At 70.1% G+C, this 26,836-nt stretch carries 26 protein-coding genes and 1 riboswitch; of the genes, 10 read left to right on the plus strand and 16 right to left on the minus strand.

Annotated elements, in window-relative coordinates; translation table 11 throughout:
* Positions 1-11: 11 nt before the first annotated feature.
* From hrpA to KLO01_RS16115, 4 genes are all read right to left on the minus strand, one after another.
* Entirely contained in the window at positions 12-3,845 is a 3,834-nt protein-coding gene (gene hrpA / locus KLO01_RS16100) for an ATP-dependent RNA helicase HrpA (RefSeq protein WP_222612006.1), read from the minus strand.
* A gap of 4 nt (positions 3,846-3,849) precedes the next feature.
* Positions 3,850-5,013 (minus strand): hypothetical protein, encoded by a 1,164-nt coding sequence (locus tag KLO01_RS16105; RefSeq protein WP_147067055.1) that lies wholly within the window; start codon positions 5,011-5,013, stop codon positions 3,850-3,852.
* Between the two features lie 11 nt (positions 5,014-5,024).
* Positions 5,025-5,309 (minus strand): WXG100 family type VII secretion target, encoded by a 285-nt coding sequence (locus KLO01_RS16110; protein WP_147067057.1) that lies wholly within the window; start codon positions 5,307-5,309, stop codon positions 5,025-5,027.
* Positions 5,310-5,455: 146 nt separating this feature from the next.
* Positions 5,456-6,793 (minus strand): bifunctional o-acetylhomoserine/o-acetylserine sulfhydrylase, encoded by a 1,338-nt coding sequence (locus KLO01_RS16115; RefSeq protein WP_147067058.1) that lies wholly within the window; start codon positions 6,791-6,793, stop codon positions 5,456-5,458.
* A 17-nt stretch (positions 6,794-6,810) separates the two neighbouring features.
* Positions 6,811-6,926: riboswitch (SAM riboswitch) on the minus strand.
* A 97-nt stretch (positions 6,927-7,023) separates the two neighbouring features.
* Between KLO01_RS16115 and mgrA the strand changes: the two genes are divergently transcribed.
* The gene (gene mgrA, locus KLO01_RS16120; protein ID WP_147067060.1) at positions 7,024-8,070 is read left to right on the plus strand and encodes an L-glyceraldehyde 3-phosphate reductase; all 1,047 of its coding nucleotides are present in this window, start codon (positions 7,024-7,026) and stop codon (positions 8,068-8,070) included.
* Between the two features lie 3 nt (positions 8,071-8,073).
* Here mgrA and KLO01_RS16125 read toward each other — a convergent pair whose 3' ends face one another.
* Together KLO01_RS16125 and KLO01_RS16130 are read right to left on the minus strand one after the other, a co-directional pair.
* A complete protein-coding gene (locus tag KLO01_RS16125; protein WP_147067062.1) occupies positions 8,074-8,517 on the minus strand; it encodes a hypothetical protein in 444 nt (147 codons plus the stop codon).
* Positions 8,510-8,866 carry a hypothetical protein gene (locus KLO01_RS16130; RefSeq protein WP_147067064.1) on the minus strand — a complete coding sequence of 119 codons (357 nt, stop codon included), beginning with the start codon at positions 8,864-8,866 and terminating at the stop codon, positions 8,510-8,512. The genes KLO01_RS16125 and KLO01_RS16130 overlap by 8 nt, the downstream gene beginning before the upstream one ends.
* A gap of 41 nt (positions 8,867-8,907) precedes the next feature.
* Between KLO01_RS16130 and KLO01_RS16135 the strand changes: the two genes are divergently transcribed.
* On the plus strand, positions 8,908-9,807 hold the full coding sequence (locus KLO01_RS16135; protein ID WP_147067066.1) for an alpha/beta fold hydrolase: 900 nt from the start codon (positions 8,908-8,910) through the stop codon (positions 9,805-9,807).
* Here KLO01_RS16135 and KLO01_RS16140 read toward each other — a convergent pair.
* Positions 9,770-10,558 carry a TspO-related membrane protein gene (locus KLO01_RS16140; protein WP_246136267.1) on the minus strand — a complete coding sequence of 263 codons (789 nt, stop codon included), beginning with the start codon at positions 10,556-10,558 and terminating at the stop codon, positions 9,770-9,772. The two genes, KLO01_RS16135 and KLO01_RS16140, sit on opposite strands and share 38 nt — an antisense overlap.
* Before the next feature lie 106 nt (positions 10,559-10,664).
* Between KLO01_RS16140 and KLO01_RS16145 the strand changes: the two genes are divergently transcribed.
* Entirely contained in the window at positions 10,665-11,330 is a 666-nt protein-coding gene (locus KLO01_RS16145) for a cobalamin B12-binding domain-containing protein (RefSeq protein WP_147067070.1), read from the plus strand.
* Between the two features lie 8 nt (positions 11,331-11,338).
* Here KLO01_RS16145 and rocD read toward each other — a convergent pair whose 3' ends face one another.
* Both rocD and pdxH read right to left on the minus strand, forming a co-directional pair.
* Positions 11,339-12,568: an ornithine--oxo-acid transaminase gene (gene rocD, locus KLO01_RS16150; protein WP_147067072.1), complete on the minus strand. Its 1,230-nt coding sequence runs from the start codon at positions 12,566-12,568 to the stop codon at positions 11,339-11,341.
* Positions 12,569-12,621: 53 nt separating this feature from the next.
* Positions 12,622-13,305 carry a pyridoxamine 5'-phosphate oxidase gene (gene pdxH, locus KLO01_RS16155; RefSeq protein WP_246136266.1) on the minus strand — a complete coding sequence of 228 codons (684 nt, stop codon included), beginning with the start codon at positions 13,303-13,305 and terminating at the stop codon, positions 12,622-12,624.
* An 84-nt stretch (positions 13,306-13,389) separates the two neighbouring features.
* On the opposite strand from pdxH, the gene KLO01_RS16160 reads away from it, so the two are divergent.
* The gene (locus tag KLO01_RS16160; protein WP_186828091.1) at positions 13,390-13,848 is read left to right on the plus strand and encodes a GNAT family N-acetyltransferase; all 459 of its coding nucleotides are present in this window, start codon (positions 13,390-13,392) and stop codon (positions 13,846-13,848) included.
* On the opposite strand, the gene KLO01_RS16165 is transcribed toward KLO01_RS16160, so the two are convergent.
* Positions 13,845-14,375, minus strand: coding sequence for a TIGR03086 family metal-binding protein (locus KLO01_RS16165; RefSeq protein ID WP_147067078.1), 531 nt, complete (start codon positions 14,373-14,375; stop codon positions 13,845-13,847). The two genes, KLO01_RS16160 and KLO01_RS16165, sit on opposite strands and share 4 nt — an antisense overlap.
* A 117-nt stretch (positions 14,376-14,492) precedes the next feature.
* On the opposite strand from KLO01_RS16165, the gene KLO01_RS16170 reads away from it, so the two are divergent.
* Positions 14,493-15,209, plus strand: a complete 717-nt coding sequence (locus KLO01_RS16170; RefSeq protein ID WP_147067080.1) for a hypothetical protein — start codon at positions 14,493-14,495, stop codon at positions 15,207-15,209.
* A 109-nt stretch (positions 15,210-15,318) separates the two neighbouring features.
* Positions 15,319-16,227 carry an oxygenase MpaB family protein gene (locus KLO01_RS16175; protein WP_147067082.1) on the plus strand — a complete coding sequence of 303 codons (909 nt, stop codon included), beginning with the start codon at positions 15,319-15,321 and terminating at the stop codon, positions 16,225-16,227.
* 27 nt (positions 16,228-16,254) lie between these two features.
* On the opposite strand, the gene KLO01_RS16180 is transcribed toward KLO01_RS16175, so the two are convergent.
* Both KLO01_RS16180 and KLO01_RS16185 read right to left on the minus strand, forming a co-directional pair.
* Entirely contained in the window at positions 16,255-16,614 is a 360-nt protein-coding gene (locus tag KLO01_RS16180; protein WP_147067084.1) for a hypothetical protein, read from the minus strand.
* A 206-nt stretch (positions 16,615-16,820) separates the two neighbouring features.
* Positions 16,821-17,549: a SprT-like domain-containing protein gene (locus KLO01_RS16185; protein ID WP_147067086.1), complete on the minus strand. Its 729-nt coding sequence runs from the start codon at positions 17,547-17,549 to the stop codon at positions 16,821-16,823.
* 205 nt (positions 17,550-17,754) lie between these two features.
* Here KLO01_RS16185 and KLO01_RS16190 point away from each other — a divergent pair, with 205 nt between their 5' ends.
* A complete protein-coding gene (locus tag KLO01_RS16190) occupies positions 17,755-18,861 on the plus strand; it encodes a hypothetical protein (RefSeq protein WP_147067088.1) in 1,107 nt (368 codons plus the stop codon).
* Between the two features lie 54 nt (positions 18,862-18,915).
* Here the strand turns inward: KLO01_RS16190 and KLO01_RS16195 are convergent, their stop codons facing one another.
* From KLO01_RS16195 to KLO01_RS16205, 3 genes are all read right to left on the minus strand, one after another.
* Complete coding sequence (locus KLO01_RS16195) at positions 18,916-20,292, minus strand: NERD domain-containing protein (protein WP_147067090.1); 1,377 nt, start codon at positions 20,290-20,292, stop codon at positions 18,916-18,918.
* Between the two features lie 116 nt (positions 20,293-20,408).
* Positions 20,409-21,050, minus strand: coding sequence for a response regulator transcription factor (locus tag KLO01_RS16200; protein ID WP_222612007.1), 642 nt, complete (start codon positions 21,048-21,050; stop codon positions 20,409-20,411).
* Positions 21,051-21,055: 5 nt separating this feature from the next.
* On the minus strand, positions 21,056-22,378 hold the full coding sequence (locus KLO01_RS16205) for a sensor histidine kinase (RefSeq protein ID WP_147067094.1): 1,323 nt from the start codon (positions 22,376-22,378) through the stop codon (positions 21,056-21,058).
* A 186-nt stretch (positions 22,379-22,564) separates the two neighbouring features.
* Between KLO01_RS16205 and KLO01_RS16210 the strand changes: the two genes are divergently transcribed.
* From KLO01_RS16210 to KLO01_RS16220, 3 genes are all read left to right on the plus strand, one after another.
* Positions 22,565-23,173, plus strand: a complete 609-nt coding sequence (locus tag KLO01_RS16210; protein ID WP_147067096.1) for a hypothetical protein — start codon at positions 22,565-22,567, stop codon at positions 23,171-23,173.
* Positions 23,174-23,403: 230 nt separating this feature from the next.
* On the plus strand, positions 23,404-24,012 hold the full coding sequence (locus KLO01_RS16215; protein ID WP_147067098.1) for a vWA domain-containing protein: 609 nt from the start codon (positions 23,404-23,406) through the stop codon (positions 24,010-24,012).
* Positions 24,013-24,054: 42 nt separating this feature from the next.
* A complete protein-coding gene (locus KLO01_RS16220) occupies positions 24,055-25,017 on the plus strand; it encodes a hypothetical protein (RefSeq protein ID WP_147067100.1) in 963 nt (320 codons plus the stop codon).
* Between the two features lie 81 nt (positions 25,018-25,098).
* Here KLO01_RS16220 and KLO01_RS16225 read toward each other — a convergent pair whose 3' ends face one another.
* A complete protein-coding gene (locus KLO01_RS16225; protein WP_147067102.1) occupies positions 25,099-26,775 on the minus strand; it encodes a nuclease-related domain-containing DEAD/DEAH box helicase in 1,677 nt (558 codons plus the stop codon).
* Positions 26,776-26,836 lie beyond the last annotated feature (61 nt).

The following is a 26,836-nucleotide window of genomic DNA, read 5'->3' on the forward strand; positions in this document are numbered from 1 at the left end:
CGGAGATTCCCTCATGGCGTCACCGCTGCGATCGCGTTGCGCACGCGCTTCTCGCTCACAGGGTGGGCGGTGCCCAGCGACTGGGCGAACAGGCTCACCCGCAGCTCCTCGATCATCCACCCGATCTCGGTCACCTCGGGTGCCCGTGCCCCGCTCGGCGGGAGCGCGTCGAGCAGGTCGGCGTATGCCGTCTCGATGCTGTCGACCTGCTGCTGCAGCTGTGCTTCGCGCGGGTTCGTCGCGGCCTTGTCGAGACGCTGGAGCATCGCCTTGAGGTAGCGCTGGAGGTGCGGCATCCGGGCGAGGCCGCTGTCGGCGACGAAGCCGGCGCGCACCAGCCCGTCCAGCTGGGCCCGGACGTCGGCGGTGGTGACCGCGAGGCTGCGGGCGGTGGCTCCCGACTCGATCGCGTCGAGGCGGCGCCGGACGTCCCCCGCGAGCGCGAGGACGGGTTCGACGGCCTCGATGGTGAGGAGGACGCGGGTGACGACGTGGGTGCGGACGGCGGCGTGCGCGGTCTCGAACTCCGACCTCGTGCGGACCTCCCCCGCGACGTGCTCGGCGACGATGGCGTCGACCGCAGCCGCGAGGCAGTCCTCGAGCAGCGCCGGGACGGAGCCGTGGGGGTTCTGGCCGAGGGCGAGCTTCTGGGCGTTGGACAGTCGCGCGAGGACCCGCTTCCAGGGAGCGGTCGTGTTGAGCAGGAGCAGGCGACGCACGCCCTGCCGGTGTGCCGCGGCAGCCGTGCCCGGGTGGTCGAGGACGCGCAGCGCGACCGACGAGCCCTCGTCCACGAGCGCAGGGAAGCCCTGCACGGTGTGACCGGCGGACCGGCCCTCGAAGGTCCTCGGCACGTCGTCGATGGTCCACGCGGTGAGGCCACGGCGCTCGATCGACGCGCCGGCCTTGGCCATGCGCTGGCGCACGGCGCCCTGCGACTTCGGCCGCAGCTCGTCGAGGTCCTTGCCGCGGGCGACGACTCGCCCGCCCGGCGCCTCCACCGAGAACGTCAGCCGGAGGTGGTCGGGCACGCGGGCCCAGTCCCACTCCGCGGGCGGGATGCTCACACCGGTGCGCTCACGCAGGACCCGGGCCAGCTCGTCGGTGAAGGCCGCGCCGGACGTCGGGTCGGCGGCCGCCAGCGCGGCGCGGGCATGGTCCGGTGTCGGGACGAAGTGCCGGCGGGTCGCCTTGGGCAGCGACTTGAGCAGGGCCACGGCGAGGTCCTCGCGCAGCCCCGGCACCTGCCAGTCGAACCCGGCGGTGTCCACCCGGTTGAGCACCGCGGTGGGGACGTGGACGGTCGCGCCGTCAGCGGCGTCGCCGGGCGAGAACTGGTAGGTGACGTCGAGCTCGAGGTCGCCCTGCCGCCAGGTTCGCGGGTAGTCCCCGGCCGACACCGTGTCGGCGTCCTCACGGGTGAGCAGCTCCTCGGTGAAGGTCAGCAGGTCGGGGCGGCGTCGCTGCTCGCCCCTCCACCAGCGGTCGAAGTGGCGCACCGACGTGACGTCCGGCGGGATGCGGGCGTCGTAGAACTCGAACACCACCTCGTCGTCGACGATGAGGTCGCGGCGGCGGGCACGTTCCTCGAGCTCAGAGAGGCGCTGCAGGAGTGCGGTGTTGGCCTTCCAGAACGCGTGGTGGGTGTCCCAGTCGCCCTCGACGAGGGCGTTGCGGATGAAGAGGTCGCGGGCCTCCTCCTGGTTGATCCGGCCATACTGCACCGTGCGGTCGACGATGAGGGGGACGCCGTAGAGGGTGACCCGCTCCGAGGCGATGACGCTCCCCTGCGACTTGCTCCACCGGGGCTCGCTGAACGTCCGCTTGACGACGTGGGCGCCGATCTCCTCGGCCCACACCGGGTCGATGGCGGCGTTGACCCGGGCCCAGAGCCGGGTGGTCTCGACGAGCTCGGCGGCCATGACGACGTCGGGCTGCTTCTTGAACAGGCCCGAACCGGGGTTGATGCCGAACCGCGAACCGCGCGCGCCGGCATACTCGCGCTTCTGCTCGTCACGGACGCCGACGTGCGAGAGGAGACCGGCCAGCAGCGCGCGGTGGACGGTGTCCCAGTCGGGCTCACCGCCCTGCGCGGCCGTGCTCTGCTCCGGGTCGATCCGCGCCGACTTGCACGCGCTGCGGAGCTGCTGGTGGAGGTCCTGCCACTCGCGGATCCGCAGGTAGTGGAGGAACTCGGCCTTGCACATCCGGCGAAAGGCGCTGCCGGACAACGCCTTCTGCTGCTCCTTGAGGTAGCGCCACAGGGCGTGGAAGCCCGCGAAGTCCGAGGTCTCGCTCTTGAAGCGCGCGTGCTGCTGCTGGGCCTGCGCCTCCTTGTCGACCGGCCGCTCGCGCGGGTCCTGGATCGACAGCGCGGCGACGATGACGAGGACCTCCTTGGTGCACCCGAGTCGCCCCGCCTCGATGATCATCCGCCCCATCCGGGGGTCGAGCGGCAGCCGTGCCAGCGTCTTGCCGTCGGCGGTGAGCCGCCTCTCTCCCCTCCTCCCCTGTCCGTCGCGCAGCGCCCGCAGCTCCTCGAGCAGCCGGACGCCATCGGCGATCTGCTTGGGGTCGGGGGCGTCGACGAAGGGGAAGCGGGCGATGTCGCCGAGGCCGAGCGAGGTCATCTGGAGGATGACGGCGGCGAGGGAGGTGCGCTGGATCTCGGGCTCGGTGAACTCCGCGCGGTTGTCGAAGTCCTCCTGCGAGTACAGGCGGATCGCGATGCCGTCGGCGACGCGCCCGCACCGGCCGGAGCGCTGGGCTGCGCTCGCCTGCGAGATGGGCTCGATGGGCAGGCGCTGCACCTTGGTGCGCTGGGAGTAGCGCGAGATGCGGGCGGTGCCGGTGTCGATGACGTAGCCGATGCCGGGGACGGTGAGCGAGGTCTCGGCGACGTTGGTGGCGAGGATGATCCGGCGCCCCTTGCCCCGGGTGAAGACCCGGTGCTGCTCGGCCGCCGACAGCCGGGCGTAGAGGGGCAGGATCTCGGTGCTGGGGAGGCCGAGGGCCGTGAGCGCGTCGGCGGCGTCGCGAATCTCTCGCTCTCCCGAGAAGAAGACGAGGATGTCGGTGGCCGTGTGGCCCGGCGGGGTCTCGGTCCAGAGCTCGGTCACGGCGTCGCACACGGCGGTGACCTGGTCGCGCTCCTCGACGACGTGTCCGCCCTCCGCGCGCTCGACGAGAGGGCGGTAGCGGATCTCGACGGGGTAGGTCCGGCCCGAGACCTCGATGACCGGGACCTCGCGGACGACCTTGCCGTGCACGTCCGTCGCGAAGTGCTCGGCGAAGCGCGCGGGGTCGATGGTTGCCGAGGTGATGACGACCTTGAGGTCGGGACGGCGCGGCAGCAGCGACTTGAGGTAGCCCAGGATGAAGTCGATGTTGAGCGAGCGCTCGTGGGCCTCGTCGATGATGATCGTGTCGTAGCGGCGCAGGTCGCGGTCGCGCTGCATCTCGGCGAGCAGGATGCCGTCGGTCATGACCTTGACCCGGGTGCGGTCGCTCGAGTGGTCGGTGAAGCGCACCTGGTAGCCGACGAGGTCGCCGAGCTCGACCTCCATCTCCTCGGCGATGCGCTCGGCGACGGACCGGGCGGCGATCCGGCGGGGCTGGGTGTGCCCGATCTGGCCGCCCCCGCCGAGGCCGAGCTCGAGGCACATCTTGGGCAGCTGGGTGGTCTTGCCGGAGCCGGTCTCACCGGCGATGACGACGACCTGGTGGTCCCGGATCGCGGCAAGGATGTCGTCGCGACGCTCGACGACGGGGAGCTGCTCGGGGTACCTCAGCTGCGCGGGGTCGACGGGGCCACGGTCGGTGACGACGGATCCGGGCTCGGGCACGCGCTCAAGGATAGGTCGGTCTCGCGGCCTTCTCCTCCGGCTTTGTGTCCACCGCCAGACGACGCGCCACGGGCAGTGTCTTCTCGAGGGTGACTCCCGCGGCGAACATCTTCTGGGCTCCCGGCCCACCGGCGGACGCGAGGCGCCACTGACCGACCACCGAGGCATCGACCTTGGCCTGGGCCGTCTGGCGCAGCCGGGCGTGCCACGGGCCCGAGACCTTGGTCGGACGGATCGGCGTGGCCCTGACGACCTTGGACCTGAACGACATGGGCGACGTGGCCCACTGCTCCCGCGCGCCGGCGAGGGTGCGTTGGCGCATCGTCAGGGAGGGCCGGCCCGACACCACCGCCCCACGGCCGACTCCTCGGCGGGTGGCGCCGACCTGCGAGCCCTTGACCAGCCCTCCGGCCGCGTGGAGTCCGGCTGCCGTCGCGGCAGTGACCGCGACGTCGCGCAGGCTGCCCTCGTCGTAGGCGAGGGCCAACGTGACGCGCGACAGCCCCCCGACGGCGGCCGTGGCCCCCATGGCCTGCGAGGCGCCCGGAACCTTGCCGAGGGCCAGACCCGCCCCCGGGAAGCTCCCGGACGCCCAGGCGAACCCGGCGTCCATCGCGGTGGCTGCCTCCTCGGCCCGAGCGACGACCATGTAGTGCCAGCTGTCGTCGAGCACGTCGTCGGCGAGGGCACGCAGCCTGCGCGCGAGCCGGCGGTCCGCCTCGACGAACTCGCTCGTCGCCCGGGCGTGTGCCTGCTCGGCGTCACGAAGCCGCGCCAGGACCGTGCCCGCCACGTGGCGGAGGACCTCGAGCTCCGCCGCGTCGCCGGCGGCCGCGTCCATCTGGATCTCGAGGCCCCGATGGACCTGCAGGTGCTCGGCGTACATGGAGCTCGCTGCCTGAGCCTGCGCCTGGGAACGTTCGTGCACCTCGACGAACGTCCGCAACGCAGCGGCAGCGCCGGCATACCGGTCGGTCAGAGCATCGAGCAGGGGCGGGGACGCCGCCACGGCCGAACCGAAGGCCACACCAGCAGGACTCTCCCACGCGCTGCCGGCCCTGATCCCGGCGAGCACGGACGCGATGGAGCTCAACCGGGCGGCACCGGACGTCAGCGCCGCCGCGAGGGCACGCACCGACGCGGGGTCGCCCTCGATCGGTGGCAGCACCCGGTCACTCGTCACGCCAGGCCGCCGAACATGCCGCGCTGCGCGCACTCCGTCTCGACGTAGGCCGTTCCGGCGTGCTGGGCCTTGTCACCCAGGTCGCGCAAGGACTCCGCCAGCACGAGACGACTGCGTCGCCAGCCGGTGAGCAGGTGGTCGAACGCCGCCGACGACTCTCCCCCTCCGAGAGCCCAGCGGTCGACCGACCCGTCGCGGGTCGCCTCGAGGTCGGCCGCCACCTCACCGAGCGAGACGCCGAGAGCGGCCACCACCTCTGCGTCGATGCGCATCACTGTCATGGGCCCGACGCTAGGACGGACCGCAACATCGGCCGTGGAGTTGTCCACAGCCCCTCGCAGGACCCCCGCAACTGATGGCCCGTGGGTGAGGCGCTCGCTGGCGCTCGGCCTCGCCCACGGGCCATGAGTTGAGGTGGAAAGAGGACTCAGGCGCCCTTGGCCGCAGTGAAGCCCTGCTCGAGGTCGGCGAGGATGTCGTCGATGTGCTCGATGCCGACCGCGAGCCGCACGAGCCCCGGCGTCACACCGGCTGCCAGGCGGTCCGAGTCGGGTCCTTGCGAGTGGGTCGTCGTCGCCGGGTGGATGGCGAGCGAGCGCACGTCACCAAGATTGGCGACGTGCGAGTGCAGCCGCAGCGACTCGACGAACGTCCGGCCCGCGTCGACGCCACCGGCGATCTCGAACGCGAGCACCGCGCCCGAGCCCTTGGGCGTGTACTTCTGCGCGAGCTCGTAGTTGTCGTCGCCGGGCAGCGAGGCCCAGCGCACCGACTCGACCTGCTCGTGGCCCTGGAGGAACTCCGCGACGGCCCGGGTGTTCTCGAGGTGCCGGTCGATGCGCAGGCTGAGCGTCTCGATGCCCTGCGCGATGAGGAACGCGTTGAACGGCGCCACCGCCGGTCCGAGGTCGCGCAGCAGCTGCACCCGCGCCTTGAGGATGTAGGCGAGGTTGGCCCCCAGCGCCCCACCGACGCCGAGGTCCCGCGCGAACACCAGGCCGTGGTAGCTCTCCTCGGGCGTGTTGAAGTTCGGGAACTTCTCGGGGTCCTTGCCGAAGTCGAACGTCCCACCGTCGACGATGACGCCGGCGATCGTCGTGCCGTGGCCGCCGAGGTACTTCGTCGCCGAGTGCACGACGATGTCGGCGCCGTGCTCGAGGGGGCGCAGCACGTAGGGCGTCGCCACCGTGTTGTCGACGATGAGCGGGACACCGGCCTCGTGCGCCACCGCCGCGACCGCCTCGATGTCGAGGATCTCGATCTTGGGGTTCGAGATCGTCTCGCCGAAGAACAGCTTCGTGTTGGGGCGCACCGCTGCTCGCCACGACTCGGGGTCGGCGGGGTCGTCGACGAAGGTCACCTCGAGGCCGAACTTCGGCAGCGTGTGCTTGAGCAGGTTGTAGGTCCCGCCGTACAGCGACGGGGACGCCACGACGTGGTCGCCGGCCTCGGCGACGTTGAGGATCGCCAGCGTCTCGGCGGCCTGTCCCGACGCGACGAGCAGCGCGCCGACGCCGCCCTCGAGCGAGGCGATGCGCTGCTCGACGGCGTCCTGCGTCGGGTTCATGATGCGGGTGTAGATGTTGCCGAACTCCTTGAGCGCGAACAGGTTCGCCGCGTGCTCGGTGTCCTTGAAGACGTAGGAGGTCGTCTGGTAGATCGGCAGCGCCCGCGCACCCGTCGTCGGGTCGGGCTCCTGCCCGGCGTGGATCTGCCGGGTCTCGAAGGACCAGTTCGGGGTGCCGGAAGTGGGGTCGTCGGCCATGGCCTTGCTCCTTGTGTGTGCCGTGCTTGCGGGACGTCGGTCGACGTCGCGCCCGGTCTTCACCCGGGGCACCCCACCGCGGTTGGAGGGTTGCCGGCCAGCGAGCCGGGGCTTGTCGCTGGCACTCATGACCTGCGGACCACGGTAGCCGCGCGTGACCGGCATACGACATTCCCGTCTCGGGAGGTGGACGGCCCGGGAGTGACGGCGGACGCGGGCATGATGGGGCCATGACCTTCCACGTCGACGAGTACAAGGCGGCCGCGGGCCGCTACCGCGCCGGTATGCCGTTCCGCCGGGTCGGGCGGTCCGGTCTCGACCTGCCCGCGATCTCGCTTGGCCTGTGGCACAACTTCGGTGACGACGTCCCGCTCGAGCGCCAGCAGGCCATCCTGCGCCGCGCCTTCGACCGGGGCATCACGCACTTCGACCTCGCGAACAACTACGGGCCGCCCTACGGCAGCGCCGAGCGCAACTTCGGCACGCTCTTCGCGCGCGACTTCAAGCCGTACCGCGACGAGCTCGTCATCAGCTCCAAGGCCGGCTACGACATGTGGCCCGGCCCCTACGGCCAGGGCGGTGGCGGGCGCAAGTACATCCTCGCCAGCGCGGACCAGTCGCTCAAGCGGATGGGGCTGGACTACGTCGACATCTTCTACAGCCACCGCTTCGACGAGACGACCCCGCTCGAGGAGACGATGGGCGCGCTGGACTCGCTCGTGCGACAGGGCAAGGCGCTCTACGTCGGCATCTCGTCCTACTCCGGCCCGCGCACCCGCGAGGCCGTCGAGATCCTGCGTGAGCTCGGCACTCCCCTGCTCATCCACCAGCCGTCCTACTCGATGCTCAACCGCTGGGTGGAGGAGGACCTGCTCGACGTCCTCGGCGAGACCGGCGTCGGGTGCATCGCGTTCTCACCGCTCGCGCAGGGGATGCTCACGAGCAAGTACCTCAAGGGTGTCCCCGAGGGGTCACGCGCCTCCCAGGGCAAGAGCCTGTCGCCCGACCTGCTCACCGAGGAGTCGCTCACGCACGTCCGGGCGCTCGACACGATGGCCAAGAAGCGCGGTCAGACGCTTGCGCAGATGGCGCTCGCCTGGCTGCTGCGCGACGACCGGGTGACGTCCGTGCTCGTCGGCGCCTCGAGCGTCGAGCAGCTCGACGACAACCTGCTCGCCGTCAAGAACCTCGACTTCGCCGCGGACGAGCTCGCCAGGATCGACAAGCACGCCGTCGACGCCGGGATCAACCTCTGGGCGACGTCCTCGGCCCACTGAGGATCACGCGTCCGCGCGGGCCCCGTCGGGGTCCGCGCGGAGGCCTGCGTGACGCACTTTGTTGAGCCACCAGATGCCGAGCACCGGCAGGACGAGCGGCACGTAGCCGTAGCCCGAGCCGAAGTGCGACCAGACGGTCTTGTCCGGGAAGGCGCTCGGGACGGCATACGACATCGCGCCGACGACGAGGACGCCGACGAGCTCGACGGTGCACGCGAGCAGCGCCACCCGGGTGCTCGCCCGGTCGCCTCGGGCCATGCCGATCGTCGCGACGATGTAGATGACGGCCGCGAGCGCGGAGAGGACGTAGGCCAGCGGGGCGCGGCTGAAGTACTCGAGGATCTGCAGGATCGAACGCCCCGTCGCCGCGAGCGCGAGAACGCCGTAGACCGCGACGAGGATGCGTCCGGGTCCGCGGCCGGAGTGGGTGACGGCGGCGTCAGGCATAGATGTCCCAGATCTGCTGGAGGCGGAGGGTCATGACGATGACGGCGAACGCGCCGACGGCGACCGAGGCCATCGCCCAGCGCGTCTTGTCCTTGATCGCGCCCCAGGTCGTGATGCCGAGCACGAACGGCAGCGTGACGATGTATGCCGCGTACGTCGCGCGGTGCCCCTCGAGCGTGCCGATGCCGAGCAGTCCGGTGACGAGCTGGACGACGACGCCGAGCTCGACGAGGGCGACGAGGCCGAGCAGCCAGTTGTCGATGAGCCGGTCGAACAGCGTGTAGGCCAGGGCCATGAGGGTGAGCAGGGCCGCGGCAGCGACGAGCACCTGGGTGAGCGGGAGGAGCACGGCGGACAGCCTACGTCGCGGCCGTTTGGTTGGATGCAGGCATGACCTCAGCGCAGATCGGCGACGTCCGCATCGAGTACGTCGTCGACGGTCCGGACGACGCCGAGCCGATGCTCCTCATCATGGGGATGGGCGCCCAGCTCGTCGCGTGGCCGCAGGACCTCGTGGACCTGCTCGTCGAGCGCGGCTTCCGGGTCATCCGCTACGACAACCGCGACCAGGGGCTGTCCTCGTTCACCGAGGCGCCGGCGCCGACGCGTGGCGACGTCGCCCGTGGCCTCGCGGCACGACGGCTCGCCCGGGCCGACTACACCCTCGGCGACCTCGCAGCGGACGCGGCGGGGCTGCTCGCGCACCTCGGCATCTCGTCGGCGCACGTCGTCGGCGCCTCGATGGGCGGGATGATCGCCCAGGAGCTCACCGTGACCCGTCCCGAGATGGTGCGCTCGCTCTGCTCGATCATGTCGAACACCGGTCATCGGCGCTACGGCCGGACCTCGGCGAAGCTGCTCCCGGCGCTCGTGCGTCAGATCCGCGCGAACCCGCCGCGCAACCGCGACGAGGCCATCGCGGCCAGCGTCGAGGCGTTCCGGGTCATCGCCGGGCGCGACTTCGACGCCGACGAGATGCGGCTCATGGCGCAGGCGCACGTGGAGCGTGGGGCGGTGACGTCGGTGAGCCGGGACCGTCAGCTCAACGCGATCAACGCCTCACCGGACCGGACGCCCCGGCTGCGGCGCATCACCGCGCCGACGCTCGTCATCCACGGGCTCCGCGACCGGCTGGTCCTGCCCAGTGGAGGGGTCGCGACGGCGCGGGCGATCCCGGGTTCGCGCCTGCTGGTGTTCCCCGAGATGGGGCACGACCTCCCCCGCGGTCGACGCGTGGAGATGGCCGACGCGATTACGCAGAACGCGCGTCGCTCCCCCGTCCAGCCGTGAGGGCCACCGCAGAGACGGCGACGGCGGCAGCGGCGACGAGGGCGAACGCACCCACGACCTCGGATCGGGGCTCGTCCGAGAAGCGGCCATAGGCGAGCCACGCGAGCCCCCACACGGCCGCAGCAGCCACACCCCACCGCGTCGGCTCGGCCCGCATGAGGGCGACGGCGACCGACGTGACGAGCGCGAGCGCGAGGACGGCCGCGAGCACGGCTCCGCCGCCGGTGACGTTGACGCCGCTGCTGCCGAGCGCCGCTGCGACGTTGGCGAACGTCGCGACCGACACCCAGCCGAGATAGAGACCGACAGTGATCCGCACGAGCCACGTCCCCACGGGACCTGCGGCGTGTTCGCTCGTCGAGGCGAGCTCGAGGGCGAGCCGGGCGAGGACGAGCAGCAGCGCGAGGATGACGAGCACGCTCACCCAGATCCACCCCTGCTGGGTGACGAGCAGCCACGCGGCGTTGAGCACCATGGAGGCGGCGACCATCCACCCGGTGCGGCGGGCGAGCTCGCTGCGCCCGGGGCCGGGGAGCCACTGCCAGACCGTGTAGGCGGCGAGGCCGACATAGATGACCGACCAGATCGAGAACGCGGGCCCCGCGGGGGCGAGCAGCGTCGCGTCGGCAGAGAGCGAGCCACCGGACGACTCCTCCACGCGGGTGCCGATGACACCGACACCGACGAGGGTGCCGAGGACGCAGAAGATCTCGGCGAGGGTGACGACGACCTGGCGTGTGCGGTCCGACATGTTCACGGGCACCAGCCTCTCACCACCACCGGACCAGCGGCCGCACGACGTCCCCGGAAAAGGGCATCACCGCAGGTCCGGGCTGTGGAGCGCCTAGACTTCGGCCGTGACCTCCACCTCTCCCGCGGCGACCCCCGTCGACGCGATGCTCGCCGCCGCTCGCACCATGGACGAGCGCGCCCTTCGCGCGCAGCTCCGTGACGAGGCACGCGCTCTCGGCGTGAACGCTGCCATCACCGACGTCGTGCTGCCGTTCCTCAACGCGTTGGGCCAGGCGTGGGAGCGCGGTGACTGCTCTGTCGCGTCCGAGCACTTCGCCAGCCAGGTGACGCGGTCCTGGCTCACGGGGGCAGCGGTCGGCGACCCCGACGCCTCGTCCACCGCCATGGACCCGGTCGTCCTGGCCTGCCCGCCCGGTGAGCGTCACGACCTCGGGCTGCTGTGCTTCCACGTCCTGCTCGTGCGGTCGGGGGTGCCGTCGCGCTTCCTCGGCTCCGACACGCCGCTGCCCGGGTTGGCCAACGTGTGCCGGGCCATCGGGGCGTCGGGTGTCGTCGTCGCCGCGACCCGTCGACGGGTGTTCGAGGCGCACGGCAGCGCGCTCCAGGTGCTGGCGCGGCAGTACCCGCTCGCCATCGGCGGCGCCGGGGCCGATGCGGACATCGCCGAGAACGTCGGCGCCACCTTCCTGCCAGCGGACATGCGGCGCTCGCTCGCCCATGTCGTCCGCTGGCACCGGGGCGAAGCCGGCGGCATCACCGTCTCTGCCTGACCGCGGCGTCAGGCCTCGAGCGAGGCCTTGACGGCCGCGACGAGCTGGTCGACCTCGTCCTCGGTGATGACGAGCGGCGGGGCGAGGCGGATCGTCATGCCGTGCGTGTCCTTGGCGAGGATCCCGCGCTCCATGAGGCGCTCGCACAGCTCGCGCCCGGACGGGCCGCCGGGCGTCACGTCGAGGCCGGCCCAGAGCCCGCGGACGCGGACCTCGTCCAGACCGTTGCCCACAAGCGGCTGCAGGCCGGCGAGCAGCCGCTCACCGAGGCGGCGCGCGCGGTCCTGGTACTCGCCGGTGGCGAGCAGACGGCATACCTCGTGCCCGATCGCGGCAGCGAGCGGGTTCCCGCCGAAGGTCGAGCCGTGCGAACCGGGCGTGATGACGCCGAGGACGTCGGTGTTGGCCGCGACGGCGGAGACGGGGTAGAGACCGCCACCGAGCGCCTTGCCGAGGATGTACATGTCGGGCACGACCCCCTCGAGGTCGCAGGCGAACGTCGTGCCGGTGCGTGCGAGACCCGACTGGATCTCGTCGGCGACCATGAGGACGTTCTCCTCGGAGCACAGCACCCGCAGGTCGCGCAGGAAGCCCTCCGGCGGGACGACGACGCCGCCCTCGCCCTGGATCGGCTCGAAGAGCACGGCGACGGTGAACTCGTCGATGGCCGAGCGGACCGAGTCGATGTCGCCGTAGCGGACTGCGCGGAAGCCCGGCGTGTAGGGGCCGTAGTTGTCGTGGGCGACCTTGTCGTCGCTGAAGCTGATGATCGTCGTCGTGCGGCCGTGGAAGTTGCCCTCCATGACGATGATGTTGGCCTGGTCCTCGGGCACGCCCTTGACCTCGTAGCCCCAGCGACGGCTCACCTTGATCGCGGTCTCGACGGCCTCGGCGCCGGAGTTCATCGGCAGCACCATGTCCTTGGCGGTGAGCTCGGCGAGGGCCTTGGCGAACGGTCCGAGCTGGTCGTTGAAGAACGCGCGGCTCGTGAGGGTCAGGGTGCCGACCTGCCGGCGGGCGCGCTCGACGAGCTGCGGGTGCGAGTGGCCGAAGTTGAGCGCGGAGTAGCCCGCGAGGCAGTCGAGGTAGCGCTTGCCGTCGACGTCGGTGACCCAGGCGCCCTCGCCACTGGCCAGCACGACCGGGAGCGGGTGGTAGTTGTGCGCCGCGTAGCGCTCGGTCGTCTCGATGTGCTGCTCGCTGCTCAGGGCGGCGGTGGAGCCGTTGTCGGGCGTCATTGCGGTGTCACTTCCTTCGTCGTGTGGGTCGCGCACACTGTATCCGCGCCGGGTCAGGGCTGACGACGGCTCAGGGTCCAGGCGCCGGGCTCGTCGAGCCCGCCGTCGGAGGTGCGGGTGAAGACGAGCCGGTCGTGCAGCCGGTTGCGCCGTCCGCCCCAGAACTCGACCTCGTCGCAGACGATGCGGTAGCCGCCCCAGAAGTCCGGGAGGGGCACGTCGTCCGCGTTGCCCCGGTCCGGCCAGCGGACGGCATACGCCTCGTATGCCGTCTCGAGCTCCGCGCGCGAGGTGACCGGTTGCGACTGGCGCGAGGCCCAGGCGGAGATGCGAGAGGCCCACGGCCGGCTCGCGAAGTAGTCGGCGACCTCGGCCCGGTCGAGGAGCTCGGCGCGGCCGCGGAACCGGACGGCGCGGAACATCGCCGGCCAGGTGAGCGACGCGGCGATGGCGTCGTTGCCGTCGAGCTCGGTGCCCTTGGCGGACTCGGTGTTGGTGAGGAAGCCGGGGCCGCGCTCGTCGAAGTAGCGCATGAGGACGGTGCGGACGTTGGGCACGCCGTCGCTGTCGACGGTCGCGACCGAGAGGGCGTGCGGCTCGGGCACGTCGGCCTGGGCCCGCGAGCGCTCGACGGCCTCGTCGAGCCAGAGCGTGGCCTGCTGCCACGGGGTGTCGGCGACCTCGTCCTCGGACAGGCCGGTGCCGGTGTAGTCGATGCGGGTGACGTCGTTGTTCACGATCCCGAGCGTATGCCGCCCGCTCCCGTGCCGCTGCCGCCTCCCCTTGGGTGGCCCCGCGACCGTGGGCGGTTGGATGGGCGTGTGCTGACGATCTCCGCCGCCGACCTCTCCGACCCGGAGCTGCTCGACTTCCTGCAGGCCCATCTCGACGACCTCGCGCCGACCGCTCCCCCGGAGAGCCGCCATGCCCTCGACGTGGACGGGCTGCGTCGCGCTGGTGTGCGGATGTGGGTGGCGCGGGATGAGGCGCGGCTCGTGGGCACGGTGGCGCTGGCTCCTCTCGAGGTGGGTCACGAGGAGCTCAAGAGCATGCGGACCGACCCGGTCTCTCGAGGGCGCGGGGTCGGTGGCGCGCTGCTGCAGCACGCCCTCGACGATGCCCGGGCTCGTGGCGTCGGGCAGGTCTCGCTCGAGACGGGGAGCATGGAGTTCTTCGCGTCCGCCCGCTCGCTCTACCGGCGGGCGGGGTTCGTGCAGTGTCGGCCGTTCGGGTCCTACGTGGAGGACCCGAACAGCACGTTCTTCACGCTGATGCTCTAGGACGCGGGGACAGTCCGGCCGGCGAACGCGGCGAGGCGGTCTTGGACCGGGGCGTCGTCGTCGGTCTCGACCTCGGGCTCGAAGGCGCCCGTTCGGTTCTCCGGGGTGAGGTTGGCGGTCATGAACCCCAGAGCCTTCTCGGCGACCTCGTCGTCGAGCCTCCTGCCGCTGTCGATGGAATGGGCGAGGTCCCAGCCGTGCACCGCGAACTCGGGCAGCGCGGCGCCGGACACGGTCTCGGCTCCGTCGTCACCGACCTGCTCGAGGAGCGCGTCCGCCGACGTCCGGAACTCGGCCGCGGGGTCCTCGCCCACGTCGGGCGCTGCGGCCCAGTCGACGTCCTTGCCGGCTGCCATGTCGGCGAACTTCTGCGGTGCCGCCACAAGGTGCTTGACGAGGTCGCCGACAGTCCAGTCGCTGCAGGTGGACGGCTTCGCGTACTGGTCCGGGCTCACCTCGCCGAGCAGGCTCTCGGTCTGGTCGAGAGCGCGGGTGAGCAGGGCGCCGGCGTCGGTCTGGGAGCTCATGGGTGCAACCTTCCGTGGACGATGGGCTGTGCTCTCGACGCTAGTGACGGGCACCGACACGGTGGGGGTTTGCGGTGGGCCAATTCCGTGAGTGGCGCCGGTAGCCTCACGCCCACCATGGGGATCCACAGCTTCCACCTCGCCACCGTGCCACCGCTTCTCGCTGCCCGGGCGCTCGTGGGCGGTGCGCGCGAGACGGCGTCGGTCGCCGGGCTCGAGCACGTCGAGCACCTCTCGCTCATGACGCTCGGCGCACCCGCGGTCTCGCTCGAACGGGTGCAGCTGCGTCGGCACGCCGTCTTCGCGCAGTGGGAGTCCGAGGCGGCGCTCGACTCCTATCTGGCCCGGCATGCGTTCGGGCGCCACCTCGCGGCCGGGTGGCACGTGCGGCTCGAGTTCGTGCGCCGGTGGGGTGCCGTCTCGGGGCTGGACCGGCTCCGGCCGCGGGTGGGTTCGATGGAGCCGGACGAACCGGTCGTCGCGGTCACCCTGGCTCACATCAAGCTGCCCGAGCTGCGGCGCTTCTTCGCGTGGGGTCGCCCCGTGGAGCGTCAGGTGCGCGACTCCCCCGGGGCGACGCTGGCGTTGGCGGCTGTGCGTCCCCCGCGGACGTTCTCGACGTTCTCGGTGTGGCGGTCCGTGCAGGAGATGCGCGAGATGGTCGAGGGCCACGGTGCGGGAGCGGGCGTCGGGTCGGCGGCGCAGCGTCACGCAGGGGCGATGGTCGAGCGGGAGCGGCGGGACTTCCACAGCGAGTTCACGACCCTGCGGTTCCGGCCACTCTCCGAGCACGGGTCGTGGCAGGGGCGGAGCGGGATCGTTCCCCAGGGCTGAGGCGGCGGGGTGTCGTGGTGCGCCAGGGCGGTGGAGGACTCGGGCTCGTACAGCCGACTGTCAGGGCCCGTCGTTAGGGTGCGAAGTCCCCTGCCACGAGGAGCTCGTTGTGCCGACCAAACCGACCCCTGCCCGCTGGGACACCCGCGCCCGGCGCCAGCTGGCGAGCGCCCTGCGGTCCCGCGTCGCCGGTGACGACGCCGCTGCGAAGGCCGCCGTGATCTGGGGTGCCGAGGGCGAGCGGTGGTTCACCCCGGAGGACCCGATCTGGCGGGTGCACGCCGATGCCGCGATGTTCCCCGGTGGGATCCGGGCACTCCTGCTGCAGTCACTTCACCCCCTCGCGATGGCGGGCGTGGCCGGGCACTCGGGCTTCAAGGGCGACCCGTGGGGCCGCCTCCAGCGCACGAGCGAGTTCCTCGCGACGACGACGTTCGGCACGATCGAGCACGCCGAGACCCAGATCGCCCGGGTCCGCACGATCCACGAGCGGGTGCGCGGCAAGGCCGCTGACGGCCGTCCGTATGCCGCGAGCGACCCGCACCTCCTGCTCTGGGTGCATGTCACGGAGGTCGACAGCTTCCTCGCGTCGTTCCAGCGCTATGCCTCTGAGCCCCTCACGGATGCCGAGGCCGACCTCTACGTCGAGCAGACGGCGGTGGTCGCTCGGCGGCTGGGCGTGCTCGACCCGCCGGTGTCGACCGCCGAGCTGGCGGCGACGATCGAGGCTTATCGCCCGGAGCTCGAGTCGACGGCCGCCTCGCGGGACGCGGCCCGCTTCCTGCTGCTCCACCCCCCGCTGCCGTTGGCGGCCAAGCCGGGGTATGCCGCCCTGGCCGCAGGTGCCGTGGCTTTGCTGCCTCGTTGGGCACGCCGTCCGCTGCGCCTGCCGTGGCTGCCGTTCACCGAGATGGTGCTGGCCCGCCCGCTCGGCGATGCGGCGACCGCGACGGTCCGGTGGGCGATGACGGACCCGGCCGACGTCCGCACCGTCGCGGAGCAGTCCCGGGCGGGGTGACCGGGCGTCACCTGGCCCGACCCCGCGCTAGCTCGAGAGCTGCTCCAGGAATTGAGCAACCGAGTCGAGGACCCGGTCGGCGTCCTGTCCCTCCTCGGCCAAGGTCTCCACGCCGGATCCCACGATGTAGGCCATCAGGTAGGCGGCGTTGCCCTTGTAGTTCTTGTCCAGGTCCTCCAGCGACGGGCCCGGTGCGAGCTCCTGGGTCCGATCACGGTCGGCCTCGCGGACGCGCGTGAACAGGTCGTTGAGCATGTCGAGGCACTCCTCACCGCGGCGGCGACCCGCCAGGAGGATGACCTCGGACGGCGGGCGTGGGATCACGACCTCCTGCGACACGTCGCCGTCCGGCGCGCCGAAGGTGTCGGTGAACGCCACGAGCGCCATGAAGCACGCATACGTCAGCGGATACCCGTGCTCGTTCCACGCGGCCTGACTGGACTTGAGCAACTGGGGCGGGGTTCGACGTGTGGAGATGAGGTCCAACGCACGTTCAGCAGAGGGATGCACATCCCCACCCTAAGTCTCCGCCCGGCGCAGGCACCTCAGGCTTCGACAGCTGCCGCGCAGTCCCGGGGCGGGCTCAACCGGCGTCAGCTGGCGATGCGCTCGGCGACCTGAAGGAGCTCGTTGGGGACGGCATACAGCTCGTCGCCGATCCGGACCTGGCTGCGCGTCGGGAAGGTCGCTTCGACCTCACCGACCACTCCGTGCATCGGCCCGTCCGCGACGACCTGCACCTGGGCGCCGATCGGGAACGTGATGTGTGCCGGCGTGGGCGGGGCGGCAGCGTCGGCGCGCCGGATCACGGCAGCTCCGTGGCGGCGGATGATCTCGTCGAGCTCTTCGCGGTAGGCCTCGCCCATGTCGACGCGTCGCCCCTGGTAGGTCCACGTGAGGATCGAGCTCGCGTCGAACCCGGGGTGGCAGGTGAGGCAGCTCAGCACCCGACCCGGTCTGCGGTGGCGGGTATAGGTGTGGCCGGCCGGGCACTCGCCGCGCCAGGGACCCTCGACGTGCGGTGAGCTCGCGTCGACGGTGCGCTGCCCGCTGCAGCCGATCTCGAGGGCCTTGCTTCGCCAGACGTCGTCGTGACCGTGGGCGGGGCCGACGAGCGCGTGCGCGATCTCGTGCAGGAGCGTGTCGCGAACCTCGGACTCGTCGTGGAGGCGGGTCAACGGGTCGCTGAGGGAGATCGTGCGGGCGCCGAAACGGCACACGCCGGCTCGGGTCTTGGCCCGGTCGGTCGTGACGCGCCAGTGCTCGAGCCCGTGGTCGCGCAGCAGGCTGCGACCCAAGGCGAGTGCTGACGAGATCTCCATGAGGCAATGCTGCCAGCGACCACCGACAGAGCCCATGAGCCCTGTGGAAAAGTCCGCGGCGCGTTGCGCCATCCTCTCCAGACTCGCTCTCATGACCTCGAAGCATTCGTATGCCGTTGCCACCCTCGTCGTGTCCACCTCACTCCTGCTCGCTGGATGCGCACCGGAGGACACTGCTCCGGCGCGCCCCGCCTCGTCCCCGACGGTGTCCGCGAGCCCGACCACGACGCCGCTTTCTCTCTCGGTCCAGCAGGGCAAGGCCATATCGCTGTTGAGCCAGCGCGCGACCGGGAACGTCTATCCGGGTGCTCCGCGCCTCGATGCGCTCGACTGGGAGGTGTGCGGCGAGAAGCTCTCCGCAGCGGCTGGTGCGACGTGGCTGACCGGTTCGAGCGCCAACCCCAACGGCGACACCAAGGCGTCCTCGGAGCTGGCGAAGGTCACCCTCGGTGGCGCCTACTCGGTAGTGACGGTCCTCGAGGGTGCCGCAGAGCGGGAGACGTGGGACGCTCGCCTGAAGAAGTGGGCGACTGGTTGCACGGATCCGGACGGGTCGGTCACGCCCAGCACCGTGGCCACGCCAGGTGTCGACGCCTCTTTCACCTACACGCAGATCAGGCCCAAGGCCGACCTCACCGAGCGGCACGTGTCGGCGGTCGTGGCCAGGGTCGGCAACGTGGGAGTCATCTGCTGGCTGGCCGCCAAGGACCCGGCGACCGCCGCATCGGCCGCAGCCACCTGCGCGCGGGACACGGTGCAGGGCTCACGGAGCCTCGCCGATCTTGCCTCAGCATCGGGTCCTCTCGGGGCCAGGGCCGTGCTCGCGAGTGTGGTCGCGAGACCGAAGGCCAAGAGCGAGGTCACGTTCGACCCTCAGCTCACGGTCGGACCGCCCTGCGGCCCCATGAAGGAGAGCCTCATGACATCCGAGTCAGCCTTCGCGACCTTCCGACCTTCCGGGACGGACATGTACGAGCCGGCCACGGCTTCGGCCGCGGTCACCGCCATGAAGGATCCGATGGCGGCCAAAGCCCGTGTGGCGCAGGCACTCACGACCTTCGGAGGCTGCACCGGCAGGTACACGTACGCCGCAGGGACGAGGACATTCCCTGCGCGAGTGCTCGGGCTGGACGACGTGGCCTTCGGGGACGGCGGGTTTGCCATTCGCGACGAGGTCAGCTTCGGCGCGGACAAGCCCCAGCCGGGCTACACCGCCATCTTCAGCGTCGGACGATTCGTGGTCCAGGTCGACCAGTGGCGTGCTGGATACGGCCGGCTCGTCGCCCAGGAGATTGCCGAGGCCGCCGCGTGAGGCGTATCCGGCGTCAACGACGAACGCCCTTGGGAAGGCCCGCACAGTGTCGTGTCAGGGTGTTGCGTTGACTCCCATGGCGATCGCGCGCGCCATCCATCTGGCCCGCTCGTCCGTGATCTTGAGGTCTTTGGACGACACGACCACATGCGTGTTCGTGCGTGCGGTCACAGTGGTCTGCTTGCCGACGATCGGCTGTCCCGTGGCGACCCAGAGGCCGGTTGCGCTATCCCAGGTGTTGTCGTAGGCCGTGCCGTATACGACGCGTCGCTGGCTGGCCGAAGACACGAACTGGAAGTCGCTCGGGCGGTACTCGGCCTGTGTCTGCAGGGTGAGAACGACTGTGCTCGGATCGTCGAGGCGGGTTCCCCACGAGCATCCGGCTCGTGTGGCGACCGGATGGACGGTGCGTCCCACGATGTCCCCCACTTGTGCCGCGGTCAATCCAGAACAGGTGCTCGCGGGTACGACTGGTGCTGAGGTGGAGCGTGGCTTGGCCGCGGAGCCCTTCACTGAGGGTGTGGGCGTCGACGTGGGTCTCGCGGATCCACTTGGAGACGACGTAGCGGCAGTTGTTGTCGCGAGCGACGGCGAACTCGCCGAAACGGCATCAGCGATTCCTCCCAATATGAACGTGGGGATGACCTTCGTTACGAAGACCAAGGCGCCAGCCATGAAAGCCAGAGCAACGAGCGTCCACACGATTCGGCCGAGCACTCCACGGCGACGAGGCGCCACACGGGCTACCGGCGTGGGGCGCCGGGCTACCCGTGCCTTCGGGCGCCGGCCGTGTCGACTGCGGGTTCTAGAGGCCTGGGAAGCGGCGCCCATGGCGGCGAGGAGGTCCCGATCCGTGGTCGTCGAGGGGAAGCTCGTCATGAGCGTCACCGCCGCCCGCTCCACGCCCTCACGTTCGAGTCTGTAGGGCTGCGACTTGAGCCACGCCGCAATTCCCGAGGCCGAGATGACCCACACCCCCCGAATGAACTGCGCCTCACCGAACTCTGCCTCGTTGTGCCCAGCCAGGCAGATGACAGGAGTCACCGGCATGCCGGCTTCGGCCGCCATGTAGGCAGCCATCCCGTGCACCTTCGAGATCTCTCGGTGCTTGCTCACGCTCTGGCGCGAATCACGGGGGCCGATGTGCTGGTAGAGGTTGCCCTCCCACGAGGTGATCGAGCCCTTCCAGTTCTTGGCGTCGATGAAGTAGGCCCCACTCGGGCCAACCACGACATGATCGAGGTTCACCGCCGATAGGCCAGGCGACAGGAGTCGGTCGTGAAGCACGATCCAGGTCTCAGGCAAGGCCGACAGGTGTGCCGCGACGCGACGCTCCCCTTCTGCGCCGGCAGCCCAGGCTCCGGCTGCCCCATCCCCCGCAGCTGCGAGATCCTCGGCCCTACGATCCGCGCTGCCACCCCCGACCGCCATCAGCGCCGCCCACCCCGTAGGAAAGTCACGAACGGAGCGTATGGGAACCAACTTCTTCGCGCGTGGATAAAGCAGAACCCGTCGGGCAGCGCTACATCGCCGTTGGGCGTGAGGCCTCAAAGGAGGCCAGCGCGGTCAGCGATGATCCCGACTCCCACCCTGTTCTGCGCGCCGAGCTTGTCCTGTGCCCGAGCGAGATGTGACTTCACGGTGGCCTCACCAAGGAAGAGCTCCGCCGCGATCTGAGCCGTCGTCATCTCCTTGGCGACCAGACGCACGACGTCGCGTTCTCGCTCGGTCAACGTCGACACGAGCGCCTCAGCCGCGCGTCGTTGCTCCGCAGCGTCGTCGGACTGGATTCGTCTGAACACTTGGCCGGCGCTCCTGGCCGACAGCGCACCGTGGCCGGACGCGACCGACCGCACCGCGCCGATGATCTCCTGTGGACTCGCAGTCTTGAGCAGGAACCCGGACGCTCCGGCATGGACCGCCCGCATGAGGACGTCGTCGTGGTCGAACGTCGTCAACATGATGACCTTCGGGGCCGCCGCCATCGACGACAGCGACGCGGTGGTCGTGATGCCGTCCTGACGTGACATCCGGACATCCATGAGCACGATGTCGGGCCGGTGCCGATGGATCGCTTCGATGACCTCGTCACCGTCGTGGACGCTCCCGACGACGACGAGATCGTCAGCCGACCCGAGCATGGTCTCGAGCGCACCGCACACCAAGGGGTCGTCGTCGACGAGGAGCACCCGGGTCATGACACCGCACCTCCTGTCACTCCCTCGCCCGGAGTCCAGACGGGACCGAGCTCCGCCGCCCATAGCCACGGCAACCTCACCGCGACCCTGAACACCCGCTGCCCGTCGACGAAGCAGCGGAAGTCGCCGCCCAGCGCCGTCACCCGGTTGCGTATGCCGTCGAGCCCGCTTCCCGGGCGGAAATCGACCGGTACGTGCGAGGGCAGATGGTTTCCCACCACGATCTCCACGCCGAGCTCGGGAGTGGCGCGGATCGCCACGCGCACACCAATACCGGGAGCATGCCGGCGGGCGTTGGTGAGCAGTTCCTGGACGATCCGGAATGCGCTCCGGCTCGTGGTGTCGTCCAGTCGCGCCAAGGCTTCGAGCTGGACGGTCGACACGATGTTGACCCCGGTCGCGACCGTCTCGTCGATGAGCGCCGGCACGTCGTCAAGGCTTGGGACGGCCGCCGCGACATCGGGCGAGTCCGGCTGGCGCAGCATGGCCAACAGCGAACGAAGGTCGGCCATCGACTGCTGGGCATTGGCGCGCACCAGGGCTGCCGACTCCGCCACGCGTGGGTTGTCCTCCGAGGTGACTTCGAGCGCGCCCGCGTGGAGCGAGAGCAGGGAGAGGCGGTGCCCGAGCGCGTCGTGGACCTCTTGCGCGATCCGTTCACGCTCGGCCTGGCGACCGACCTCATCGCTCAGGTGGTCGACGGCCGCACGCTGCTCCTCGACGACGAGCTGGACCTGCGTCAGGGAGCTGCGGCTGCGCAACAGCAGGGCCATCCCCGCCACCACACCCACCAAGGCAACGGTGATCAGCGCGACGACCCACCACGGCAGCGGCGCGAACGTCGCGCTCTTGTCGTTGGAGCGGAGGAACTGCCAGAACGACGAGTCGATCGTGGTGCCCCTCGAGTCGCGCCACGTGGCAGCACCCGTCGCCGCGGTGACGAGGACTCCCAAGGCGGCTGTCACCCGGTCGAGCCGACGCACCATGAGCGAGCCGAACGCGATGAGCGCGGCCACCGGGTCGATAGGCAGGACGAGAGTCACGAGCGCTGCCCACAGGACCACCAGCTCAGGAAGCCGACGGCGCCACGCCAGGCTCACGGCCGCCGCCATCGCGACCAACCAGACCCCTACCGCGAGGTTGGACATGACACCTTCGACGTAGCCACCTCGCCTGTACTCGAACGCCCCGAGTGCCAACGAGCTGCTCATCGTGCACAGCGGCAGGTACAGCAGCCATGTCCGTACCTGGTGCCGGCGCAGTCGCTCGCGCCACAACTTCACGCCGGGACGGCGCACGGGGGCGGGGGCGGTGGTCATGGCGACAACCTAGAGGCGGCGGCCGACAGCAGCGTCCACCGAAAGGCTGGACACGGCATACGCGATCTCCTCATTTCGGGTCACGAAGGCGAGCGGTTCCGTGGGAGACCGGAACCCGGCATACGCGATGAACTCTGCCCACATCGACAACCGGGCCGATACGCGGCCATGACAAGGGAGAGCGACATGAGCGAGCACCCCACCCACAACCCCCAGCAGCCGCAGCAGGGACAGTGGCATCCGGCCTATCCGCCGGCGCCGCCAGTGAAGCAGCGGAACTGGTTCATGCGGCACAAGATCATCACGGGCATCCTCGGCCTGGTGGTCGTCGGCACCATCGCCGGCGCACTCGGCGGTGGAGGTGACACGCCCAGCACGGCCACGGCCGAACCGACGTCGGCAGCGTCGCCAGCAGCCGGTGGGGCGAGCTCGTCTCCGGCGGCTGCGCCTGCCGCACCGAAGGTCGACCCGGACGATGTCGGCAACGAGGCGAACCCGGTGACGATCGTCGAGGGCAAGGCGTTCGACATCCGCAAGTTCACCTACGGGGCCGGATGGAAGATCACGAGCAACGACTTCGGCATGGAGGTCACGAACCTCAAGGTGACGAACAACCGCGACGACCGCGACGGCGCCATCGTCGAGATCAAGTTCATGAACGGCTCCGAGGTCCTCGCATCGGTCGACTGCACGTCCGACCAGATCCTTCCCGGCCAGACGGTCACTCTCAGCTGCATCTCCGGCGACAAGAAGCCGAAGGGTTACGACCGGATCACCATCAACGACATGTCCTGAGTTCGACTGGGGGACAGACCTTTTCGTATGCCGTGTGGTCGGCTCGGGTGGGCGCGTACGGGGGTGCGCCCACCCGCATCCGACCCGATTGTCGCGGGCGGGACAGCTCCTTCGCGTGCGCCACACCTGCGCGCGAGGAACGGTGGCTGTCAGTGGTCAGCGACAGAATGGTTCTCGGCTCGGTGGGGTGGCACCGGGTCTCAGCTCGATCGACAGTCCAGGAGGACGCCATGACCAATCCCGGCTACACACACCTGACGCTCGTCGTCGACCGCTCGGGCAGCATGGCGCAGGACCGCGTCGAGGCGGAGGCCGGCATCAACACCCTGCTCGCGGAGCAGTTCGCCCTCGACGGGGAGCTCACGGTCACCCTGACGCAGTTCGACGACCGCGTCGAGACGGTCCAGCGAATGTCGGGCAAGACCTTCACCTACGAGCTCCAGCCGCGCGGAATGACCGCGCTGCTCGACGCCGTGGGCGCCGAGGTGGTGCGGACGGGTGAGGACCTCGCAGGCCTGCGCGGGGCGGACCGACCGGGTCGTGTGCTCTTCGTCGTCGTGACCGATGGCCAGGAGAATTCGTCCCACGAGTACCCGCTCGAGCGTGTGCGCGACCTCCTTCGTGTCCAGAAGGAGCAGTTCGGCTGGGAGGTGCAGTTCCTCGGCGCCGAAGACGCCGTGTGGCAGGGGAACGCACTGGGTGTCCGGACGACGAAATTCGCCAACACGGGACGCGGCAAGACGGCCGTGTTCGAGAGCATGTCGGCGTCGATGCGCGTCTACCGGGACGCACCGCAGGCGGTCGGCTTCGCCATGCCCAGCGAGGTCGGCAACGACTGAGCACAGAGGGTATGACCCATTTGCCACGATGGGAGGCATGAGATGAGTGAGCATCGTTTCGTCGACGGCGCGTGGATCGACGACAACATCGACGCCGTCGGCACGGTGCCCGTCGAGCCCGGGTCTCGTGAGGTGGCCGAGTTGCAGTCCTTGTTGTCCGGTTGGGCGGAAGCCTTCTGCGCCGCCCGGGACGACGTCGAGTCTCCAGGTCTTCGTACCTCCAGTCGTGGCCTCTTGCGCGACGAGGCGCAGTCGTTCCTGCGAGCGATCAAGGACGGTGCTGTCCGGGTGACCGACACGGGCCACTTCATGGTCACCTGTGTCCGCGCCAAGCCGAACGGTGGGGTGTACTCGCTTCTGAGCAAGAGTGGGGATGGCGTGGCGCTGAATCTCGAGTACGTCATCCAGGCCGGCGCGACGGCAGAGCTCGCCCGCGACCACGGGTGGCTCACAGAGGCCCTCGACTTCGAGCGCGGCGAGTTCGACGCCTTCGGGTATGGCCCGGATGGCCGCGTTCTGCTCGCCATGGAAGCAAAGTGCCGTGCTCGCGGTACCGACAGCGTCGAGAAGCTCCTGCGGGAGTGGCTTCGGTTGAGCGAGGCGGGAGCCGCGGGCGCGCCGACCAATGCCGGTCGGAAGTACGCCGAGCTGCTGAGACTCTGTGAAGCCGGGACCGTCGTCGTGTGGCTGGTGGCGGCCAACCTGCGCTGGGCCTTCTCGGCGACGACTGACGATGCGCGCCTCTTTCTCCGCCCACTCGCTACCTTCCCGACCCATGGCGCACTGTCCTCCGGGCCCGGCGAGTCAGGCCGCGCCGTGCTGTGGGTCGAGCCGCACGATCCAGCTCTGCACAGGGCGGGGACGAAGGGTGCACGTGGCGGATGCTCTTGGTTCTGCGCCGAGCGAGCGCAATGGTCAGTGGGGGTTCGTGAAGCGGGCGACTCGGAGAGCGTGTTCGCGCTGTGCGACCCTCACCGGGCCCGAGTCGAGACCGTCTACGGGTGACGGCTCGGCGCCTTGGCTGGGACACCCAGAGTGCGGCAGGGGAGGGTGCTGCGCGAAGGCCGGACGGTTCTCGGTCCTAGGTCAGGAGGCGCCGATGCGCAGTCGTCTTGCCACATCAGCGCCACCCATCTCCTTGATGAGCTCAGGGTCCCCCACGACCACAAGCTTGTGCGTCGCACGGGACAAACCCACGTAGATGCGCTCACGACTTCGCTCCCCTGCCCGCTTGTCATTGACACAGAGGACGACCACCTTGCGCTCCAGTCCCTTGCACCCCAGCACGTGGCCGTAGAACACCGAGTCCCTGTCCCAGAACGTGTCCCAGTAGCCCTCTTGTCCGAGCAGCTCCTGAAGGTTGACCTGCTCCTCGTGCCGAGCACCAGTCGTCAGCAGACAGATGTCCTCCGGCCGCCACCCCTCGTCGAGGAGGACATCGATCTGATCGCTCGCGACGTCGACCGCATCCTCGGGCGCGCAGGAAAGATAGGCGACTTCCGGGCCGTCACCACCCCGGGCGATCATCCGCGTGGGAGTCAGCGACCCGAACGTGTCTGCGATCTGCCGTGTGTTCCGAAGGTTGTGATCGAGAATGAGCGGCGCGAGCGGAACAGGAGGTCGGCCGAACCGCGCGAAGACCCGCTGGTTCTCGTCCGAGTAGACGAAGAGGCCTCCCTCCTCCTCGTCACGCAGCGATCGGACGATGGGCGTCCACCAGAGGTCGGCGAAGTCCTGCGCCTCGTCCACGACGACGGCGTCAAACTTCTTGCCCGGCGGGAGCGCATCCACGAGCTCTGCCATCTGCTGCGGAAGCGTCTCCTCCCAGAACTCCGGCTCGTCACGAGTCCCGAACTCCTCGACACCTAGGAAAGAGGCGAACTCCTCGAAGCGCCCGACGAACGCTGGTCGGTTCTTCCGGTTCTCCCCGGCGAAGTAGCGCTGGAACCAAGTGGCAAGCCCGATCGAGTAGCAGAGCAGTGCCACCCGTTGCGGCTTGACTCCCTGTCCGCCGCGCGTCAACGACTTCGCCTGGGTCATCGCCAGGAGTGTCTTGCCACTGCCGGCTCCCCCACGCACCTCGACGCGGTTGATGAGTCTCGTGACCTTGAGGATCGTGGCCTGCTCGACGGTCAGGCGGTCCGCGAGGTCCTCCTGCTCCTGGGCTTCGGCCAGGACCGAGCGTTGGGGCAGACCACGGCCTTTGAGGATCTCGGTGATGAGCTCGCAGTCATCGAGGCTGGGGACTCTGTGACCGTTCTCCTGCAGCTTCGGTACATCCCGGAGACGACTCACCAGGGCCTTGAGATCGCCGCGGTCGTGGATGCTCCAGCGAGGGCAGTCCGGCATCTCGAAGTCGTCGGGGAGGTCCGTGTAGGGCACGACCACGGAGTGCCCGAAGCGCACCCGAGTGCGGCTCGACTCGCGCCACCGCGGGTCACGCTCGACGTACTGACGGAGCGCGTACTTCCCGTCTCTCGCCTGGTCGATGGGGTGGATGACCCTGTCCTCGCCTCGTGACGACTGGCGCCATCGACCGTGCGAGTCGACGTGCACCGAGCCGCCCTTGACCTCCACGACAACAACGCCGATGTCGGGCATGAGGACGATGAGGTCCAGCTCATGGTCCTTCTTCTCGTCCGTCAGCCGGACGTTGGCGAGCACGGTCCAGTCTTCGTCCCCCTTCTCGAGGACGGTGGACCACACCTCCCGTTCCGACTCGGTGGAGAACGAAGGCGATTCAGGTATGCCGCGCGCAGTCATCTTGGCATGGTGGCAGGGTCGCGCGCCCTTCGAGGCCAAAGGCGGGACAGGCTGTCCTAGG

It is taken from the genome of Knoellia locipacati (genome assembly GCF_007992835.1).
Lineage (GTDB): Bacteria > Actinomycetota > Actinomycetes > Actinomycetales > Dermatophilaceae > Knoellia > Knoellia locipacati.

Excerpts from the sequence above, each read along its gene's own strand:
- KLO01_RS16115 (WP_147067058.1), bottom strand. The coding sequence starts at position 6,793 with ATGGCCGACGACCCCACTTCCGGCACCCCGAACTGGTCCTTCGAGACC.
- KLO01_RS16140 (WP_246136267.1), bottom strand. The coding sequence starts at position 10,558 with ATGTCGGACCGCACACGCCAGGTCGTCGTCACCCTCGCCGAGATCTTC.
- KLO01_RS16210 (WP_147067096.1), top strand. The coding sequence starts at position 22,565 with ATGAGCGAGCACCCCACCCACAACCCCCAGCAGCCGCAGCAGGGACAG.
- rocD (WP_147067072.1), bottom strand. The coding sequence starts at position 12,568 with ATGACGCCCGACAACGGCTCCACCGCCGCCCTGAGCAGCGAGCAGCAC.
- KLO01_RS16185 (WP_147067086.1), bottom strand. The coding sequence starts at position 17,549 with ATGGAGATCTCGTCAGCACTCGCCTTGGGTCGCAGCCTGCTGCGCGAC.
- KLO01_RS16225 (WP_147067102.1), bottom strand. The coding sequence starts at position 26,775 with ATGACTGCGCGCGGCATACCTGAATCGCCTTCGTTCTCCACCGAGTCG.
- KLO01_RS16135 (WP_147067066.1), top strand. The coding sequence starts at position 8,908 with ATGACCTCAGCGCAGATCGGCGACGTCCGCATCGAGTACGTCGTCGAC.
- KLO01_RS16220 (WP_147067100.1), top strand. The coding sequence starts at position 24,055 with ATGAGTGAGCATCGTTTCGTCGACGGCGCGTGGATCGACGACAACATC.
- mgrA (WP_147067060.1), top strand. The coding sequence starts at position 7,024 with ATGACCTTCCACGTCGACGAGTACAAGGCGGCCGCGGGCCGCTACCGC.
- KLO01_RS16215 (WP_147067098.1), top strand. The coding sequence starts at position 23,404 with ATGACCAATCCCGGCTACACACACCTGACGCTCGTCGTCGACCGCTCG.
- KLO01_RS16170 (WP_147067080.1), top strand. The coding sequence starts at position 14,493 with ATGGGGATCCACAGCTTCCACCTCGCCACCGTGCCACCGCTTCTCGCT.
- KLO01_RS16165 (WP_147067078.1), bottom strand. The coding sequence starts at position 14,375 with ATGAGCTCCCAGACCGACGCCGGCGCCCTGCTCACCCGCGCTCTCGAC.
- KLO01_RS16195 (WP_147067090.1), bottom strand. The coding sequence starts at position 20,292 with ATGGCGGTCGGGGGTGGCAGCGCGGATCGTAGGGCCGAGGATCTCGCA.
- KLO01_RS16125 (WP_147067062.1), bottom strand. The coding sequence starts at position 8,517 with ATGCCTGACGCCGCCGTCACCCACTCCGGCCGCGGACCCGGACGCATC.
- KLO01_RS16180 (WP_147067084.1), bottom strand. The coding sequence starts at position 16,614 with ATGGCGCTCGTGGCGTTCACCGACACCTTCGGCGCGCCGGACGGCGAC.
- KLO01_RS16205 (WP_147067094.1), bottom strand. The coding sequence starts at position 22,378 with ATGACCACCGCCCCCGCCCCCGTGCGCCGTCCCGGCGTGAAGTTGTGG.
- KLO01_RS16110 (WP_147067057.1), bottom strand. The coding sequence starts at position 5,309 with ATGACAGTGATGCGCATCGACGCAGAGGTGGTGGCCGCTCTCGGCGTC.